The sequence below is a fragment of the Streptomyces sp. DSM 106670 genome, assembly GCF_055792845.1.
Window position 1 is genome coordinate 2,958,963 of the sequence record NZ_CM147704.1, and the last position, 15,989, is coordinate 2,974,951.

Here is a 15,989-nt window from a genome sequence, read left to right on the forward strand (position 1 = left end):
AGCGCGTTCGAGCCCCGTACCGGAAAGGGCACGGGGCTCGGCGCGGCCGCGAAGGGCTCGCGTCAGGGCTTGACGGCGATGCGGCCCTCGTCCATCCGCAGCAGGAGGAGCTGCTCACCGGTCTTGTCGAGGAACTCGTCGACCGCCTGCCGCGAGCCCTGCCAGTAGCCGTAGTCGTCGATCAGGAGGACTCCGCCGCTGACCAACCGGGAGTACAGATGCTCCAGTTCGTGCTTGGTGGAGGCGTACCAGTCGGTGTCCAGGCGCAGGATGGAGATCTGCTCGGGGGCCTGTGCGGGGACGGTGTCCTCGACCCGGCCCCGCACGTAGTGGACGCGCTCCTTCGGGTACGGGATGTTCTCGAAGCCCGCCTTGACGTCCTCCAGCGAGGCGACCGCCCAGATCGGCCGGTCCTTGCCCTGGGCGTCCAGCAGTTCCCGGGCCGGCCGGCCGTCGCGCCGCAGGTCCTCGGCGGTGGGCGGGGTCATGCCCTCGTACGTGTCGAAGAGGTACAGATCGCGTTCGGTCTCCCCGACGGAGAGCAGGGTCCGGGCGCAGGCCTGCATGGAACCGCCGCGCCAGACGCCGCACTCGACGATGTCGCCGGGGATGTTGTGCCGGGCGATGTGCCGGGTGGCGAGGATGAAGGCGTTGAGCCGCTCCGGCGAGGTCATCGAGTACGGCTTGACCGCACGGATGATGTCCTTGGCCTCGTCGTCGTAGTCCTCCGGGAACGCCGGGGCGGGCTTCCTCGCCTTGGGCTTCGCGGCCGCCGGGGGCACATGAGCGGGGGCGGGTGCGACGGCCGGAGCGGCGGCCGACGCCGCTGCGGGACCGGCGGGGGCGGTGCGGGCGGCGGGCACCGTGACGCGCCTGAGCTGATATCCGGTGAGCTGCTGAAGGACGCCGTTGACGGCGTTGCGCCAAGCCATGCCCCGGGACAGTACGCGCGATTTGTGGCTCATGTCACCTTTCGTCAACCTGCCATTGATCGGGGCGGGTCCTGTTCGAGTGAGGCGGCCGGCGCGGGCACGGCCTTCGGGCGTCCGCACTCGGCGCGGCCGTCGAGCGGCGCGGGCAGCGGGACGGAGTCGACGCCGCCGACCCGGTTCGCCCACCAGACGGCCAACTCCCGTACGGCGAACATGGTCAGGCGCGGATAGCGCTGCGGCTTGCGGAAGACGCCGACGGAGTCGCCCCAGTAGGCGGCCTTGCTGTCGATGGCCCGGTAGTCGTGCCAGATGCCCTTCCGCGGCGGGAAGTCGGTGTAGGCCTCGCGCAGTTCGAGCCGGGAGTGCGCGGCGAGCGCCCGGAAGCCGTCGGGGTAGTAGCGCCAGCAGTCCTGCGCGTCGTGGACGTGGCCGCGCGAGGGGGCGGTGATGAAGGCGTGCCCGCCCGGCTTCAGGATCCGGGCGATCTCCAGCATGGAGGCCCAGAAGAACGGGATGTGCTCGAACGCCTGCCCGGACAGCACGACATCGGCGCTGTTGGAGCGGGCGGGGATCCGGTACGGCTTCTTCATCACGGCGTCCACGTTGGGCCCGTCCTGCACATCGACGCCGAAGTAGTCGACGGGGTGCCCGGCGAGGAGCGCCCGGTGGGTGCGGGTCTGCTTGCCGGAGATACGCGACCCGAGGTCGACGACCCGGTACGCGCGGTTGCCGGAGGAAGGCCCTTCGACGGGCCCTTCGACGGGCAGATACTCCTTGATGCAGAGTTCCATCTGCTCGTAGGCGGACCGGTGCATGGACGTCTCCCAACATGGCGGGGTGAGCGAGCTGTTGGGCACAACGACCGCGCGGGTCGGAGGAATCGGCACGGGCGGCGCGTCGTGGGCCATTCGGGTGGCGGGCGCGGCCCCGGGTCACCCGGCCGGGGCGAAGAACTTCCGGACGACGCGTTCCGCCGCGTGCCCGTCGTCGTACGGGCAGAACCGCTCCCGGAACGCGGTGCGCAGCGCGGCCGACGCGGGCGAGCGCCACTCTCCCGTCCGGAACACCTCCGCCAGCTGTCCGGGGGTGGTGGTGACGGGCCCCGGGGTGTCGCCGGGCCGCCCGGAGAGCAGGTCGAAGTAGGTGCCGCGCGCGGCCCGGTAGGCGGTCCAGTCGGGGGCGTGGACGACGATCGGGCGGTCCAGGCAGGCGTAGTCGAAGAGCAGGGAGGAGTAGTCGGCGATCAACGCGTCGGCGGCGAGGCAGAGTTCTTCGACCCGGGGATGCGCGGTGACGTCGATGACGCGCCCGGTCGGCGCGCTCCCGCCGAGTGCGGCGGAGCGCCCGTAGAAGTAGTGCGCGCGGACCAACACCACGTACTCCGGGCCGAGTTCACGTGCCAGCAGCTCCGGGTCGAGGTCGGGTTCGAAGCCGGTGCGGTAGTCGCGGTGGGTCGGGGCGTGGAGCAGGGCGATCTGCCCCTCGGCGATGCCCAGCTCGGCCCGGATCTTCGCGATGTCGTCGGCGGTGGCGGTGAAGTAGACGTCGTTACGGGGGTATCCGAGGTCGATCCGTTCGTACGCGCCCGGGTAGACGCGGTCCCACACCTCGGTGCTGTGCGGGTTGGCGGAGAGGCTGAAGTCCCACTGCCGGACATGGGCGAGGATCTTGTCGAAGTCGGTCTTCCGGGCGAGGGCGGGGTAGGCGCGCTGGTCGAGCCCCATGGTCTTGAGCGGGGTGCCGTGATGGGTCTGGAGATAGCGCTGACCGGGCCGTTTGGTGAACCCGCCGGGAAAGCTGGAGTTGTTGACCAGATAGGTGGCGGTGGCGATGGCCCGCCAGTAGGGGCGCGAGCCCTCGATGACGTACGGCACACCGGCGGGCATCCGGTCGCGGTGCCGGGAGGAGACGGCCCACACGCCCCGGATGTGCGGGGCCAGTTCGCGGGCCTTGGCGTGGATCGCCGCCGGATTGCAGGCGACGCCCCGGTTCCAGTACGCCCCGTAGACGGCGAGGTCGGGGTCGAGCGGGCGGTGCAGGTCGGCGCGGTAGACGGCCCGCATGGCCTGGCGGCGGACGAACCGCTTCACGGAAGCTCGGGTGGGCATGGCAGCCGAGCCTAATCGCGGGTCCGGACGGCCGGGGGCCCGCGTTCACCCGTTCGGGTCAGCGCCGGTGACCCCGGGGGCCGCCCCCTGTTGACCAGGACATGAAGTCACCCCTCCTCAGCGTCGTCGTCCCCGTCCACAACGTCGAGGCCTATCTCGAGGACTGCCTGCGGTCGGTGGCGGAGCAGACCCTCGCGGCGATCGAGGTGGTCATGGTCGACGACGGTTCGACGGACGGCAGCGCCCGGATCGCGGCGGAGTTCGCTGCCCGGGACAGCCGCTTCCGGCTGATCCGGCAGAAGAACGCCGGGCTGAGCGCCGCCCGCAACACCGGCGTCCGCCACACCACCCCCACCGTTCCCTACCTGGCGTTCGCCGACAGCGACGACATCGTCGTGCACGACGCGTACGAGCGGATGACGGCCTCGCTGGAGTCGACCGGTTCCGATCTGGTGACCGGCAATGTGTGGCGGCTGACCGGGCAGGGACGGCAGCAGGCCTGGCAGTACCGCTGGCTGACGGGCGCCGGGGCGCGTACGCACATCACCCGGGATCCGCGTCTGCTGGCCGACCGGGTGGCGTGGAACAAGGTGTTCCGGCGCTCCTTCTGGGAAGCGCACGGCTTCACGTTCCCCGAGGGCAGGCTGTACGAGGACACCCCGGTGATGATCCCCGCGCACTATCTCGCGGGCTCGGTCGACGTCCTCGCCGAGCACGTCTACTACTGGCGGGTGCGGGAGGGTTCGATCACCCGGCGACGGACGGACGTCACGGGCGTACGGGACCGGATCGCGGCGTGCGAGCAGGTCAGCGCGTTCCTCGGCGGCCGGGACGCGGCGCAGCGGCGGGCGTATGACGCGTCCTGTCTGCGCGACGACTTCGGGTACTTCCTGGACGGCCTGCCGATGGGCGGCGAGGCGTACCGGGCGGCGTTCCTGGAGGGGGCCGGGGCGTTCGTCGACCGGGCGGGCCCCGGGGTGCTGGAGGGGCTGCCGGTGGAGCTGCGCATCAAGTGGCAGCTGGTACGGGAGCGACGCCTCGCGGACCTGCTGGAGGTCCTCGCCTTCGAACGGGCCAACGGGGCGGGCACGTTCGCCGTCGAGGGCCTTCCGGGACGACGCCGGGCGGTGTACCCCGGCGTGCACGGCGCGAGCGCCCGGCTCACGGGCCCGGACATCCCGGCGGTGGCGCGGCTGTCGGAGGCCCGCTGGGGTGCGGACGGGAAGCTGCGGCTGCGCGGGTACGCGTATCTACGCAACCTTCCCGCCGCCTCCGCCCGGCAGCGGCTCACGGTGGGGATGGTCCGGGCGGAGCGGGGCCGGCAGGTGCGGCCGGTGCCGGTGCGTTCCGTGTCCGCGCCCGAGGCGACGGTGAACTCCGGTCAGGAGCTGCACGATTACGGCCACGCGGGCTTCGAGATGACCCTCGACCCGGACCGGCTGCCCGCGACGGCGGGCGGCGGCTGGCTGGTCGGCCTGGTCCTCGCCGGGCCCGGGACGGTCCGCCGGGTGGCGGTGCGCGCCCCGGACGCGGGTGCGGACCAGCCGCTGGCGCACGACCTGGGCGACGGGCGACGGGCGGTGCTGGACTACCGGGGCGGCCGGCTCCGGCTGACCGTGTCACGGCTGCGGGCCCTGGCCGAGGGCCACCGGGCGGTCGAGGCGGAGGGATCCCCGCTGGACATCACGGGCCGGCACTTCGGCGGAAGCAGGCCCACCGCGCTGCTGCTGACCCGCGACGGGGGCGAGGAGCGGTCCTGCGGGCTGGAGTACCCGGAGGGCGGGGCGCGCGGGGGAAGCGAGGCGCACAGGGAGCTCGGGGCGCGCGGGGTCGCGTTCAGGGTGCGTGTGCCGCTCGCCGAACTCGCCGACGCCCCGCCCGCCCCGCATCACGCCCCCCGTGAGGTCGAGGCGGCGAGCGGGCCGGAGAGCGGGGCCCGGTGGCGGGTCCGGCTGCTGCTCGCCGACGGCAGCCGCGTCCCGCTGCCCGCCGCCCCGGACCTGCCGCCGCCGGCGTACGCGGACCCGGCGGGCGACCTGGTGCTGGACCTGGCGGGGCTGCCGTACGCGGACGGGGTGGAGTGCACGCCGGAGGGGGGCGTACGCATCCGGGGGGCGTACGCGGGTACGGCCGCGCCCCCGTCCACGTACGGCGGCCGCTTGGTCCTCCGCCACGAGACGCTGCACGAGACGGTCCCGGTCACGGAGTCCGTCGTGAACGCGAACGGGGCTTCGGACGAGCGTCCGGGCGGGGCCGGGGCCGGGGCCGGGAAAGGCTCCACGGGCGGGGCCGACACCGAGGGCGGGACCGGCGCGGCGGCCGCCGCCGGGGACGGCTCAACGCCTCGGCCGCCCGCCACCGCCCCGGGCCGGTTCTCCGCGCTGGTCGTCCCGCCGCTTCCGGAAGGCCGCTGGGAGCTTCGCCTGGACGGGCGCCCGGTACGCGTCCTCGGTTCCGTCGCCGCGCGGTTGCCCCGGGCCGGAGGCGTCGAGGGCGCGTTGCGCCTGGAGCGGCGGCACGGCGACCGGCTGTCCGTGGTCGCGGGGCCGGAGTCGCCGGCGGTGGGCATCGGGCGGAGCGCGTACGGAAGGCGGCTCCTGCGCGCCGCGCACCACCGCGACCGGCGCACGACCCTCCCGCTCCGCGACACCGTCCTCTACGCGGGCGGCGACTCCCCGCGCGCCGTGCACGCCGAGCTCGTGCGCCGGGGCACCGAGGCCGAACACCTGTGGGTCACCGGTACCACCCCCGGCCGCATCACCCACGTCCCGCCCGGCGCGCGTGCCGTCCCCGTGCACAGCCCCGCCTGGTACGAGGCGCTGGCCCGCTCCCGCCGGATCGTCACGGACGAGCAGCTGCCCGGGTGGTTCGAGCGGCGGCCGGGGCAGACCGTCGTCCAGACCTGGCACGGCACCCCGCTCGGCCGGTTCGGCGGCGGCCTGGCGGACACCCTCTACGCCGACCACCAGTACCTCGCCACCCTGCCGCAGCGATCGGCCCAGTGGTCGGTGCTGGTCTCCCCGAGCCGCTTCGCCACCCCGTGGCTGCGCAGGTCGCTGGCGTACGAGGGCGAGGTGCTGGAGGCCGGATCGCCCGCCAACGACGTGCTGTTCCCGCCCGTCCGGGACAAGGCCGCCGAGGAGGTGCGGCGCGGGCTCGGCATCCCGGAGGACCACCGCGTCGTGCTGTACGCGCCGACCTACCGCGACCACCTGGCCCATCCCCCGGCCGCCTCCGCCGACCGCACGGCCCCCGGCCCGTACCGCTGGGACCCGGCGCTCGACCCGTACGCCCTGGCGCGGGCGCTCGGCCCCGGCCACACGGTCCTGGTGCGCCGCCACCCCCGGGTCACCGGCGACGTCCCGGCCGGGCCCGGTGTGCTCGACGTGTCCGGGCACCCGGGGGCGGCCGGGCTGCTGCTGGTGGCCGACGTGCTGGTGACGGACTACGCGGGGCTGATGTTCGACTTCGCGCTGACGGGCCGGCCGATGCTGTTCCACACGTACGACCTGGAGCACTACCGCGACACCGTGCGCGGCTTCTGCCTGGACTTCGAGACCCGGGCGCCGGGGCCGCTGCTGGTCACGACGGACGAGGTGGCGCAGGCGCTGCGCGACACCGGGTCGCTGGCGGCCCGGCACGCCGACGCGTACGAGAGCTTCCGCCGCGACTACTGCGACCTGGACGACGGCGGCGCGGCGGCCCGGGTCGCGGACCGCCTCCTGGCGGACGCGCCGTAGGGCGAGCGGGCCGTAGGGCGGGCGGGCCGTAGGGCGGGCGGGCCTTGTGGCGGACGCGCCGCAGGACGGACACGCCGTGGGGCGGACGTCTCCATCCCTCATCCCCCGGACGAGTGGCGGCGGGGAGAACGGTCCCGCCGCACGGAACCCATGAGACGTGCCCCTTTTCTCCGCTGCCTCCCCCGCCCCCTCCTCCGACCTGCCGTCCACCGGCCTCCCGCCCGCCGCGACCGGAGGCGGCGGGGCCGACCGGGCGGTCCGGCCGCCCCTGTGGCTGCCGTCGCCGTACCTCGTGCTGGGCGGGCTGCTGTGGGCGGTGCTGTCGGCGGCGGCCTGGCAGGCTCCGCTGTGCTGCGAGGCCGGGCTCCAGGCGGCGGTCGTCGAACGGCTGCGGGTGAACCTGCTGCACCCGGCGTTCCCGATGACCGACCTGCCCGCCGTGGCGAGCGCGCACTACTCCCCGTACGCGCTGATCCAGGGGCTGGCCGCCCGCGCCGCCGGGTTCTCGGGTCCGTCCGTCGTCGCGCTGGCCGCGTCGGTGAACCTGCTGCTCCTGCTCACCGGGATCGGCCGGCTCACCCGGCTACTGACCCCGAACCGCTGGGTGCCGGTGCTCCTTCTCGTACCGCTGGCCCTGATCCACTGGGCGGACCCGGCCCGGTGGAGCGCGCCGAGCACATTCGCGGTCGCGGTCACGCTGCACCTGTGGGCGTGGACCGGCCGCGCGGCCGCCCGGATGGCCCGCCCCGGCGACCCGAGGCCCGGCCGGACGCCCCGGTGGCCGGAGGCGGCCGGGATCGGTGTGCTGCTCGGGCTGGTCCTGCTGGTCCACCCACAGACGGCGATCGGCGCGGCGATCGGGTGCCTGGCCCTGATCGCGATCCGGACGCGGACCCGGATCCGGCCGACCGTGTGGCGGTGGGCGTTCGCCGTCGTGTGCGCGGTGACGGTGGCGGCGCTGTGGCCGTACTACAACGGGCTCACCGCCGAGCGCACCCCTGCCGACGGCCGGACCACCGGGCCCCCGGCGGTCGAGGGGGTGCGGGCGGCCGGGGAGCCGTACGCCTGGGCGACCGCGTACGTGCCGCCGGGCGAGGTGGTCCTGACGGACAGCCGCCCGGCGATGTACGCGCTGGCCGGGCACGGGGCGTACGTCCTGGCCGACGCGCTGCCGGACGCGGGGCTCGCGACCACGGAGCGGCGGGAGCGGAGCCGGGCGGTGGCCGCCTATCTCGACGCCTCGACGCCGCAGGCCCGGCGGGACGGGATCACCGCCCGGTACGGGGTGCGGTGGCTGCTGCTGACCCGCTTCCAGCGGCTGCCCGAGAACGCGACGGTGCTGGCATTCAGCCCGCGCACGGGAGAGGTGCTGGCGCGGGTGCCGGCGACGGGGTAAGGATCCTCGGGCATGCTGACCGGTGAAGGCCCTCGGGCGAGCTGAGCGGTGAAGGCCTCGGGCATGCCCGACACGTGAGGGCCCTCGGGCGAGCTGAGCGGTGAGGGCCTCGGGCGTGCCTGAAAGGTGAGGACCCGCAGGCGTACAGGAGCGTTCGAGGGCCCTCAGGCGTGCTTGAGGGCGGCGACCGCCGAGGCCGCCAGATCGTCCAGGTAGCCCTTGGGCAGTTCGCCGCGGACGACGACGAGCCGCCAGTACAGCGGCCCGACGATGAGGTCGAGCGCCCGGTCCGGATCGCTCCCTTCCGGCAGCTCCCCCCGGGCCACCGCCTCCCGCACCACCACGGCGGCGACGCCCTGCTGCTGGTCCAGGAGCGCGGCCTTGATCGCCTCGGAGATCTCCGGATTGCGGGCCGCCTCGACCAGCAGGTCCGGGATGACCTGCGAGGCGACCGGGTGGCGCAGGGCGTAGGCGGCCAGTTCGAGGACGGCGCGCACATCCCCGTACAGCGATCCGGTGGCCGGGGCGGGCATCCCCTGGGCGGCGACGGCCGCGACCAGGTCGAGGACGAGCGCCAGCTTGGACTTCCAGCGGCGGTAGACGGCGGTCTTGCCGACGCCCGCGCGCCGGGCGATGCCCTCGATGGACATCCGGGCGAACCCCACCGCGGCGAGTTCCTCGAAGACGGCGGCGCGGATGGCGTCGGTCACGTCCTCACGCAGGACGGCGGCGCCTGCGGGGGCGCGGCGGCGGGTTCCCCGTTCGGTGGTCATGGCCCGCAGCATAGTCGGCCGCGACGAAACGGTTGCGTTGCGACGTACATGCGTCCTACTCTCAGCGTTACGACGATACGGTCCCGTCCCAACGAGGGCGTCCCCACGGGACCGTACCGTCCCATCCCCCTCCGCTTCCGTCGAAAGCGATCGTCCGTGGTGAGCCAGACAGCAGCTCCGCCGTCCCCGGTGAGCACCCCCGACCAGGCCGTCCCCACCTACGCACCCGGTGAGCTGGCGGCCCTGGCCGCCCGGCACGGCCTGACGGTCAGCGGTGCCCGGCCCTCGCTGCCCGCGTACATCCGGCAGCTCTGGGGGCGGCGGCACTTCATCGCCGCGTTCGCGACGGCCAAGCTGACGGCCCAGTACAGCCAGGCGAAGCTCGGCCAGATCTGGCAGATCATGACGCCGCTGCTGAACGCGACCGTCTACTACTTCATCTTCGGCGTCCTGATGGACACCAGGCGCGGGGTGGAGGACTTCGTTCCGTTCCTGGTCACCGGGGTCTTCATCTGGACCTTCACCAGCAGTTCGATCACCGCGGGCACCCGGGCGATCAGCGGCAACATCGGCCTGGTGCGGGCCCTGCACTTCCCGCGCGCCTCACTGCCGGTGGCCCTGGCGCTCCAGCAGTTGCAGCAGCTGCTGTTCTCGCTGGGCGCGCTGACCCTGATCCTGCTGGTGTTCGGCCAGTACCCGCGGCCGTCCTGGCTGCTGGCGATCCCGGCGCTGGCGCTCCAGGCGCTGTTCAACACCGGCCTGTCGATGGTCATGGCCCGGCTGACGGCCAAGACCCCCGACATCGCGCAGCTGACCCCGTTCGTGCTGCGGACCTGGATGTACTCCTCCGGCGTGATGTGGAGCCTGGACCATCTGCTGGCCGGCGACCGGGTGCCGCACGCGGTGCTGGTGCTGCTGGAGTACAACCCGGCGGCGATCTACATCAACCTCATGCGGTACGCGCTCATCGACAGCTACAGCGGGCTGCCGGCGCACGTGTGGGCGGCGGCACTGGGCTGGGCCCTGCTCTGCGGAGTCGCCGGCTTCGTGTACTTCTGGAAGGCCGAGGAGACGTACGGACGTGGCTGACACCGAGAACGTTCCCGGGGACCTGCGCGTCCCGACCGTCGTCGTCGACGACGTCCACATCACGTACACGGTCAACGGCGCCCGTACGGGCAGGGGCAGCGCCACCTCGGCGCTCAGCCGGCTCACCACCCGCCGCGCGACTCCCGGCGCCCGCAAGGTGCACGCCGTGAAGGGCGTCAGCTTCGCCGCGTACAAGGGCGAGGCGATCGGCCTGATCGGCTCCAACGGCTCGGGCAAGTCCACGCTGCTCAAGGCCGTCGCGGGCCTGCTCCCGCCGACCCGGGGCCGGGTCCACACCCAGGGCCAGCCCTCGCTGCTCGGCGTGAACGCGGCCCTGATGGGCGACCTGACCGGCGAGCGCAACGTGGTGCTGGGCGGACTCGCGATGGGCATGACGCGCGAACAGATCCGCGAACGCTACGACGGGATCGTCGACTTCTCCGGCATCAACGAGAAGGGCGACTTCATCACGCTGCCGATGCGTACGTACTCCTCGGGCATGGGCGCCCGGCTCCGCTTCTCCATCGCGGCGGCCAAGAGCCACGACGTACTCCTGATCGACGAGGCCCTGTCCACGGGCGACGCCAAGTTCCAGCGCCGCAGCAAGGACCGCATCAAGGAACTGCGCGCCGAAGCGGGCACGGTGTTCCTGGTGAGCCACAGCAACAGGTCCATCACCGACACCTGCGACCGGGCCCTGTGGCTGGAGGCGGGCACCCTGAGGATGGACGGCCCGGCCAAGGACATAGTGGCAGCGTACGAGGCGTTCACCAAATCCAGCCCGTCCGGCGCTTGAGGACGAAGCCTCCCCCCGGAGCACCCGCACCTCCCAACCAGCCAGCCCCAGCCCGCCCGGCGTTTGAGGGCATCTTTCAGCCCGTCCGGCGCTTGAGGACGGACCCCACGCCGAGGGGGCCGGCACCACCAACGGCACCGGCCCCCACAGACGTACGCCAACAGCTACGCGTGCGTACGCAACAACGTCCGCATGGTCCGCATGGCCACCGACAGATTCGCCAGATCAAACGCGTCCGACCCCTGGATCTCCTCCAGCGTCGACCGCGACCGGGCAAGAATCGCCGCGTTCTTCGCCTCCCACGCCACAAACCGCTGCTCCGGCGTGGAAGCCCCGTTCCCCACGCTCAGCACGTCCGACGTGAGCGCCGCATGCGCCGCGTACAGGTCCTCGCGAATGGACGCGCGGGCCATGGACTGCCAGCGGTCGGCCCGCGGCAGCTCGATGATCCGGTCCATCAGCTGGGTGATCCGCAGCCGGTCCGCGAGGTCGTAGTAGACCTCGGCCACCTCCAGCGGCTCCTTGCCCGTACGGTCGGCGATGGCCACGATGTCCAGCGCCGGGAAGGCGGAGGAGAACCCGGCCACCCGCACCGCCAGCTCGTCCGGCACCCCCGCGGCCGTCAGCTCGTCCAGGATCGAGTGGTACCAGTCCAGGTCCGCGCCCTTGACCAGCTTGGGCAGCTCGTTCCAGACCTGCTCGACGCCGTCCCGGAACAAATCGATGGTCTCCGCGATGGCGACGGGCTGCGGCCGGTTGCCCAGCAGCCAGCGCGAACCGCGCTCGACCAGCCGCCGCGAGTGCAGCCGGATCCGGGTCTGGACATCGGCGGCGACCTTGTTGTCGAGCGCCTCGACGGCGTCCCACACCGAGGACAGGCCGAAGATCTCGCGGGCCGTGTACTGGGCCCGCACGATCTCCTCGATCGATGCCCCGGTCTCCTCCCGCAGCCGGTGCAGGAAGGTCGAACCGGCGGTGTTGACCGTGTCGTTGACCAGCACCGTCGTGATGATCTCGCGCCGCAGCGCATGCCCGTCGACCGCCTCGGGGAACCGCTCGCGCAGCTCGCTCGGGAAGTAGGCGTGCACCAGCTTCTGCAGATGCGGGTCGTCCGGCAGCACGGTGGAGATCAGCTCGTCCGCCGTCGTGATCTTCGTGTACGCGATCAGCACGGCCAGTTCGGGCTGGCTGAGCCCCTTCTCGTTGCTCAGCAGCTCCCGGATGTGCCGGTCGGCGGGCAGGAACTCCAGCGCCCGGTCGAGCGCGCCGTCCCGCTCCAGCCGGCGCATGAAGCGCTGCTGGGCGTGGAGCAGCGAGGGCGCCTGCGCGGAGGCGTTGGAGAGCGCCACGTTCTGCGCGTAGTTGTTGCGCAGGACGAGCGCGCCGACCTCGTCGGTCATGTCGGCGAGCAGCTTGTTGCGCTGCTTGACGGTCATGTCGCCGTCCCGGACCAGACCGTTGAGCAGGATCTTGATGTTCACCTCGTGGTCGGAGGTGTCCACACCGGCGCTGTTGTCGATCGCGTCGGTGTTGATCCGGCCGCCGCTGCGGGCGAACTCGATCCGGCCGAGCTGGGTGGCGCCGAGGTTGCCGCCCTCGCCGACGACCTTGGCCCGCAGGTCCTCCCCGTTGACGCGGATCGCGTCGTTGGCCTTGTCGCCGACGTCGGCGTTCGACTCGGAGACGGCCTTGATGTACGTGCCGATGCCGCCGTTCCACACCAGGTCGACCGGGGCCTTGAGGATGGTCTGCATCAGGTCGGCGGGCGTCATCTTGCTCACCGACGCGTCGATGCCGAGCGCCTCGCGGATGTGCGCGTTGAGCGGGATCGACTTGGCGCTGCGCGGGTGGATGCCGCCGCCCGCCGAGAGCAGGCCGGTGTCGTAGTCGGCCCAGGAGCTGCGCGGCAGATCGAAGAGCCGGCGCCGCTCGGCGTACGAGGTGGCGGCGTCCGGATTCGGGTCGATGAAGATGTGCCGGTGGTCGAAGGCCGCGACCAGGCGGATGTGCTCGGAGAGCAGCATGCCGTTGCCGAACACGTCGCCGGACATGTCGCCGACGCCGACGACGGTGAAGTCCTCGGTCTGGGTGTCGTGGCCCAGCTCCCGGAAGTGCCGCTTGACGGACTCCCAGGCGCCGCGGGCGGTGATGCCCATGCCCTTGTGGTCGTAACCGGCCGAGCCGCCGGAGGCGAACGCGTCGCCGAGCCAGAAGCCGTACGCGACGGCGACCTCGTTGGCGATGTCGGAGAAGCTCGCGGTGCCCTTGTCGGCGGCGACGACGAGGTAGGTGTCGTCCTCGTCGTGCCGGACGACGTCGACGGGCGGCACGACCTCGCCGGCCACCATGTTGTCGGTGATGTCGAGCAGCGCCGAGATGAACGTGCGGTAGGCGGCGATGCCCTCGGCGAACCAGGCGTCGCGGTCCACGGACGGGTCCGGGAGCTGCTTGGCGACGAAGCCGCCCTTGGCGCCGACGGGCACGATGACGGTGTTCTTCACCATCTGCGCCTTGACCAGGCCGAGCACCTCCGTACGGAAGTCCTCGCGCCGGTCCGACCAGCGAAGACCGCCGCGGGCGACCTTGCCGAAGCGCAGGTGGACGCCCTCCACGCGCGGCGAGTAGACCCAGATCTCGAACGCCGGCCGGGGTGCGGGCAGGTCCGGGATGGCCTGCGGGTCGAACTTCATCGAGACGTAGGAGTGCGGCGTGCCGTCCTCCGCGTGCTGGAAGAAGTTGGTGCGCAGGGTGGCCTTGATGACGGTGAGGAAGGACCGCAGGATCCGGTCCTCGTCGAGCGAGGCGACCTGGTCCAGGGCCCCGTCCAGCTCCTCCAGGAGCCCGTCGGTCAGCTCGGTGCCGGCGCTCTGGCGGCCCGGCGACATCCGGGCCTCGAAGAGCGAGACGAGCAGCCGGGTGGTGTGGACGTTGTTGCGGAGCGTGGACTCCATGTAGTCCTGGCTGAAGGTGGATCCGGCCTGCCGCAGGTACTTCGCGTAGGCGCGCAGCACCATGGCCTGCCGCCAGTTCAGCCCGGCGCCGAGGACCAGCGCGTTGAAGCCGTCGTTCTCCGCCTCGCCCTTCCAGACGGCGGCGAAGGCTTCCTGGAAGCGGACGCGGGCGTCGTCGGCGAGGTAGCCGCCGTTGCCGTTGACCAGCGGCATCCGCAGCCCGAAGTCGTAGATCCAGGCGTGCGTGCGGTCCGCGCAGCGCAGCTCGTACGGCCGCTCGTCGACGACCTCGACGCCGAGCTGCTGGAGCGCCGGGAGGACGGCGGAGAGGGAGACCTGCTCGCCGGTCCGGTAGATCTTGAAGCGGCGCTCGCCGGGGCCCGCGCCGACCGGCTCGTACAGGCTGAGGGCGAAGTCCTTCTCGCCCTGCTTGAGGGTCTCCAGGTGGACCAGGTCGGCCACGGCGGCGCGCGGCGAGTGGTCGGCCTTGTAGCCCTCGGGGAACGAGTGGCCGTACTGGCGCTGCAGTTCCGCGCCGCGCTCCTCGCCCAGCTCGGCGTTGAGCGCCTCCTGGAAGCCGTCGGCCCAGGAGCGGGCGGCCTCGACGAGACGGGCCTCGATCCGGTCGGCGTCGGCGTCCGTCAGATGCGGCAGCTCGGTGCCGGCCGGGACGCGGATGACGAAGTGCAGCCGGGAGAGGATCGACTCGGTGTTCCAGGCGGTGAAGTCGACGCTGTTGCCGCCGAGCTCCTCCTTGAGGATGTCGATCAGCCGCAGGCGTACGCCGGTGGTGTAGCGGTCGCGCGGGAGGTAGACGATCGCGGAGTAGTAGCGCCCGTACTCGTCCTGACGCAGGTAGAGCCGCAGCCGGCGGCGCTCCTGGAGGTAGAGGACGGAGGTCGCGATGGAGCGGAGCTGGTCGACGGGCGTCTGGAACAGCTCGTCGCGCGGGTAGGTCTCCAGGATCTGCAGCAGGTCGCGGCCGTCGTGGCTGTTGTACGAGAAGCCCGCGCCCTCGACGACCTCGGCGACCTTGCGGCGGATGACGGGCACCCGGCGCACGGACTCGGTGTAGGCGGCGGAGGAGAAGAGCCCGAGGAAGCGCCGCTCGCCGACGACGTTGCCCTTGGCGTCGAACTTCTTGACGCCGACGTAGTCGAGGTAGCTGGGGCGGTGCACGGTGGCCCGGCTGTTGGCCTTCGTCAGGACGAGGAGCTTGTGCTCGCGGGCCTTGGCGCGGGCGTCGGCGGGCAGCCGGTCGAAGGACGGGCTGACCGGGTGGGCCTCGTCCTCGCTGTGCTGCGGGTCGGAGCGCAGGATGCCGAGCCCGGTGCCGGGTACGGCGGCCAGCGCGTCGCTGTCCTTGAGCTCGTACTCGCGGTAGCCGAGGAAGGTGAAGTGGTCGGCGGCCAGCCAGCGCAGCAGCTCGCGGGCCTCCTCGACCTCCTCGTCGGGGAGGTCGTCCAGCGGTTCGCCAGGCAGGTCGTCGGCGATCCGGAGGGCGGCGTCGCGCATCTTCCCCCAGTCCTCGACGGTCTCCCGTACGTCGGACAGGACGCGCAGCAGGTCGGCGGTGATCTGCTGGAGGTCGGCGCGGTCGGACTCGCGGTCGGTCTCGACGTGGATCCAGGACTCGACGAGCGCGTCGTGCGGCAGCTCGGCCTTCTCACCGGGCTTCGGGGTGCCGGGTCCGCCGGAGAGGACCTCGATGAGCTTGCCGGTGACGTCGCGGCGGACGGTGACCTGGGGGTGGATCACGAGATGGATGCCGCGCCCCTGCCGGGACAGCTCGTTGGTGACGGAGTCCACGAGGAAGGGCATGTCGTCGGTGACGACCTCGACGACGGAGTGGCTGCAGGTCCAGCCGTTCTCCTCGACGGTCGGGGTGTGCACCCGGACGTTCGCGGTGCCCTGGGGACGATTCTCGGCCAGCCGGTAGTGCGAGGCGGCGGCGCCGAAGACGTCGACCGGGTCACGGCCGCTGAGGTCCTCCGGAGCCGTATGCAGGTAGTAGCGCTGGAGGTAGGCGAGCACCGTGTCCTGGCCGGGACGGTCGCTCGCGTCGGCCCCGGCAGCGGCGACCCGCGCCCGGGGGGCACCTCCCGGGCCACCGACACCACCGCCCGGACCGTCTTCAGCTACCTTGGCGGCCCCTGCGAGCAGCTCGGCCTTGGCTTCGTCCAGCTTGGTCTGCATGTCCTCTG

The 15,989-nt window shown here is 72.6% G+C and carries 9 protein-coding genes; 4 read left to right on the forward strand and 5 right to left on the reverse strand.

The features are described 5' to 3' along the window. Positions 1 to 62: 62 nt before the first annotated feature. The 3 genes from ACSMXR_RS13080 to ACSMXR_RS13090 all read right to left on the reverse strand — a co-directional run bounded on the left by ACSMXR_RS13080 (position 63) and on the right by ACSMXR_RS13090 (position 3,040). Positions 63 to 965, reverse strand: coding sequence for a TylF/MycF/NovP-related O-methyltransferase (locus ACSMXR_RS13080; protein WP_473171921.1), 903 nt, complete (start codon positions 963 to 965; stop codon positions 63 to 65). Positions 966 to 976: 11 nt separating this feature from the next. Beyond that, positions 977 to 1,747: a methyltransferase domain-containing protein gene (locus tag ACSMXR_RS13085; RefSeq protein WP_364891263.1), complete on the reverse strand. Its 771-nt coding sequence runs from the start codon at positions 1,745 to 1,747 to the stop codon at positions 977 to 979. 117 nt (positions 1,748 to 1,864) lie between these two features. Then, positions 1,865 to 3,040, reverse strand: a complete 1,176-nt coding sequence (locus ACSMXR_RS13090; RefSeq protein WP_473171922.1) for a CDP-glycerol glycerophosphotransferase family protein — start codon at positions 3,038 to 3,040, stop codon at positions 1,865 to 1,867. Positions 3,041 to 3,141: 101 nt separating this feature from the next. Between ACSMXR_RS13090 and ACSMXR_RS13095 the strand changes: the two genes are divergently transcribed. Both ACSMXR_RS13095 and ACSMXR_RS13100 read left to right on the forward strand, forming a co-directional pair. Then, positions 3,142 to 6,780, forward strand: coding sequence for a bifunctional glycosyltransferase/CDP-glycerol:glycerophosphate glycerophosphotransferase (locus ACSMXR_RS13095; RefSeq protein WP_473171923.1), 3,639 nt, complete (start codon positions 3,142 to 3,144; stop codon positions 6,778 to 6,780). Between the two features lie 157 nt (positions 6,781 to 6,937). Then, positions 6,938 to 8,176: a hypothetical protein gene (locus tag ACSMXR_RS13100; RefSeq protein ID WP_473171924.1), complete on the forward strand. Its 1,239-nt coding sequence runs from the start codon at positions 6,938 to 6,940 to the stop codon at positions 8,174 to 8,176. Positions 8,177 to 8,340: 164 nt separating this feature from the next. Here ACSMXR_RS13100 and ACSMXR_RS13105 read toward each other — a convergent pair whose 3' ends face one another. Then, positions 8,341 to 8,961 (reverse strand): TetR/AcrR family transcriptional regulator, encoded by a 621-nt coding sequence (locus ACSMXR_RS13105; protein ID WP_030628871.1) that lies wholly within the window; start codon positions 8,959 to 8,961, stop codon positions 8,341 to 8,343. A gap of 177 nt (positions 8,962 to 9,138) precedes the next feature. Between ACSMXR_RS13105 and ACSMXR_RS13110 the strand changes: the two genes are divergently transcribed. Together ACSMXR_RS13110 and ACSMXR_RS13115 are read left to right on the forward strand one after the other, a co-directional pair. After that, positions 9,139 to 10,038 (forward strand): ABC transporter permease, encoded by a 900-nt coding sequence (locus ACSMXR_RS13110; protein WP_170994637.1) that lies wholly within the window; start codon positions 9,139 to 9,141, stop codon positions 10,036 to 10,038. Continuing rightward, the gene (locus ACSMXR_RS13115) at positions 10,031 to 10,834 is read left to right on the forward strand and encodes an ABC transporter ATP-binding protein (protein ID WP_473171925.1); all 804 of its coding nucleotides are present in this window, start codon (positions 10,031 to 10,033) and stop codon (positions 10,832 to 10,834) included. The genes ACSMXR_RS13110 and ACSMXR_RS13115 overlap by 8 nt, the downstream gene beginning before the upstream one ends. A 164-nt stretch (positions 10,835 to 10,998) precedes the next feature. Here ACSMXR_RS13115 and ACSMXR_RS13120 read toward each other — a convergent pair whose 3' ends face one another. Next, positions 10,999 to 15,981, reverse strand: coding sequence for an NAD-glutamate dehydrogenase (locus tag ACSMXR_RS13120; RefSeq protein WP_473171926.1), 4,983 nt, complete (start codon positions 15,979 to 15,981; stop codon positions 10,999 to 11,001). Positions 15,982 to 15,989: the final 8 nt, after the last annotated feature.

Excerpts from the sequence above, each read along its gene's own strand:
- ACSMXR_RS13080 (WP_473171921.1), bottom strand. The coding sequence starts at position 965 with ATGAGCCACAAATCGCGCGTACTGTCCCGGGGCATGGCTTGGCGCAAC.
- ACSMXR_RS13085 (WP_364891263.1), bottom strand. The coding sequence starts at position 1,747 with ATGCACCGGTCCGCCTACGAGCAGATGGAACTCTGCATCAAGGAGTAT.
- ACSMXR_RS13090 (WP_473171922.1), bottom strand. The coding sequence starts at position 3,040 with ATGCCCACCCGAGCTTCCGTGAAGCGGTTCGTCCGCCGCCAGGCCATG.
- ACSMXR_RS13095 (WP_473171923.1), top strand. The coding sequence starts at position 3,142 with ATGAAGTCACCCCTCCTCAGCGTCGTCGTCCCCGTCCACAACGTCGAG.
- ACSMXR_RS13105 (WP_030628871.1), bottom strand. The coding sequence starts at position 8,961 with ATGCTGCGGGCCATGACCACCGAACGGGGAACCCGCCGCCGCGCCCCC.
- ACSMXR_RS13120 (WP_473171926.1), bottom strand. The coding sequence starts at position 15,981 with ATGCAGACCAAGCTGGACGAAGCCAAGGCCGAGCTGCTCGCAGGGGCC.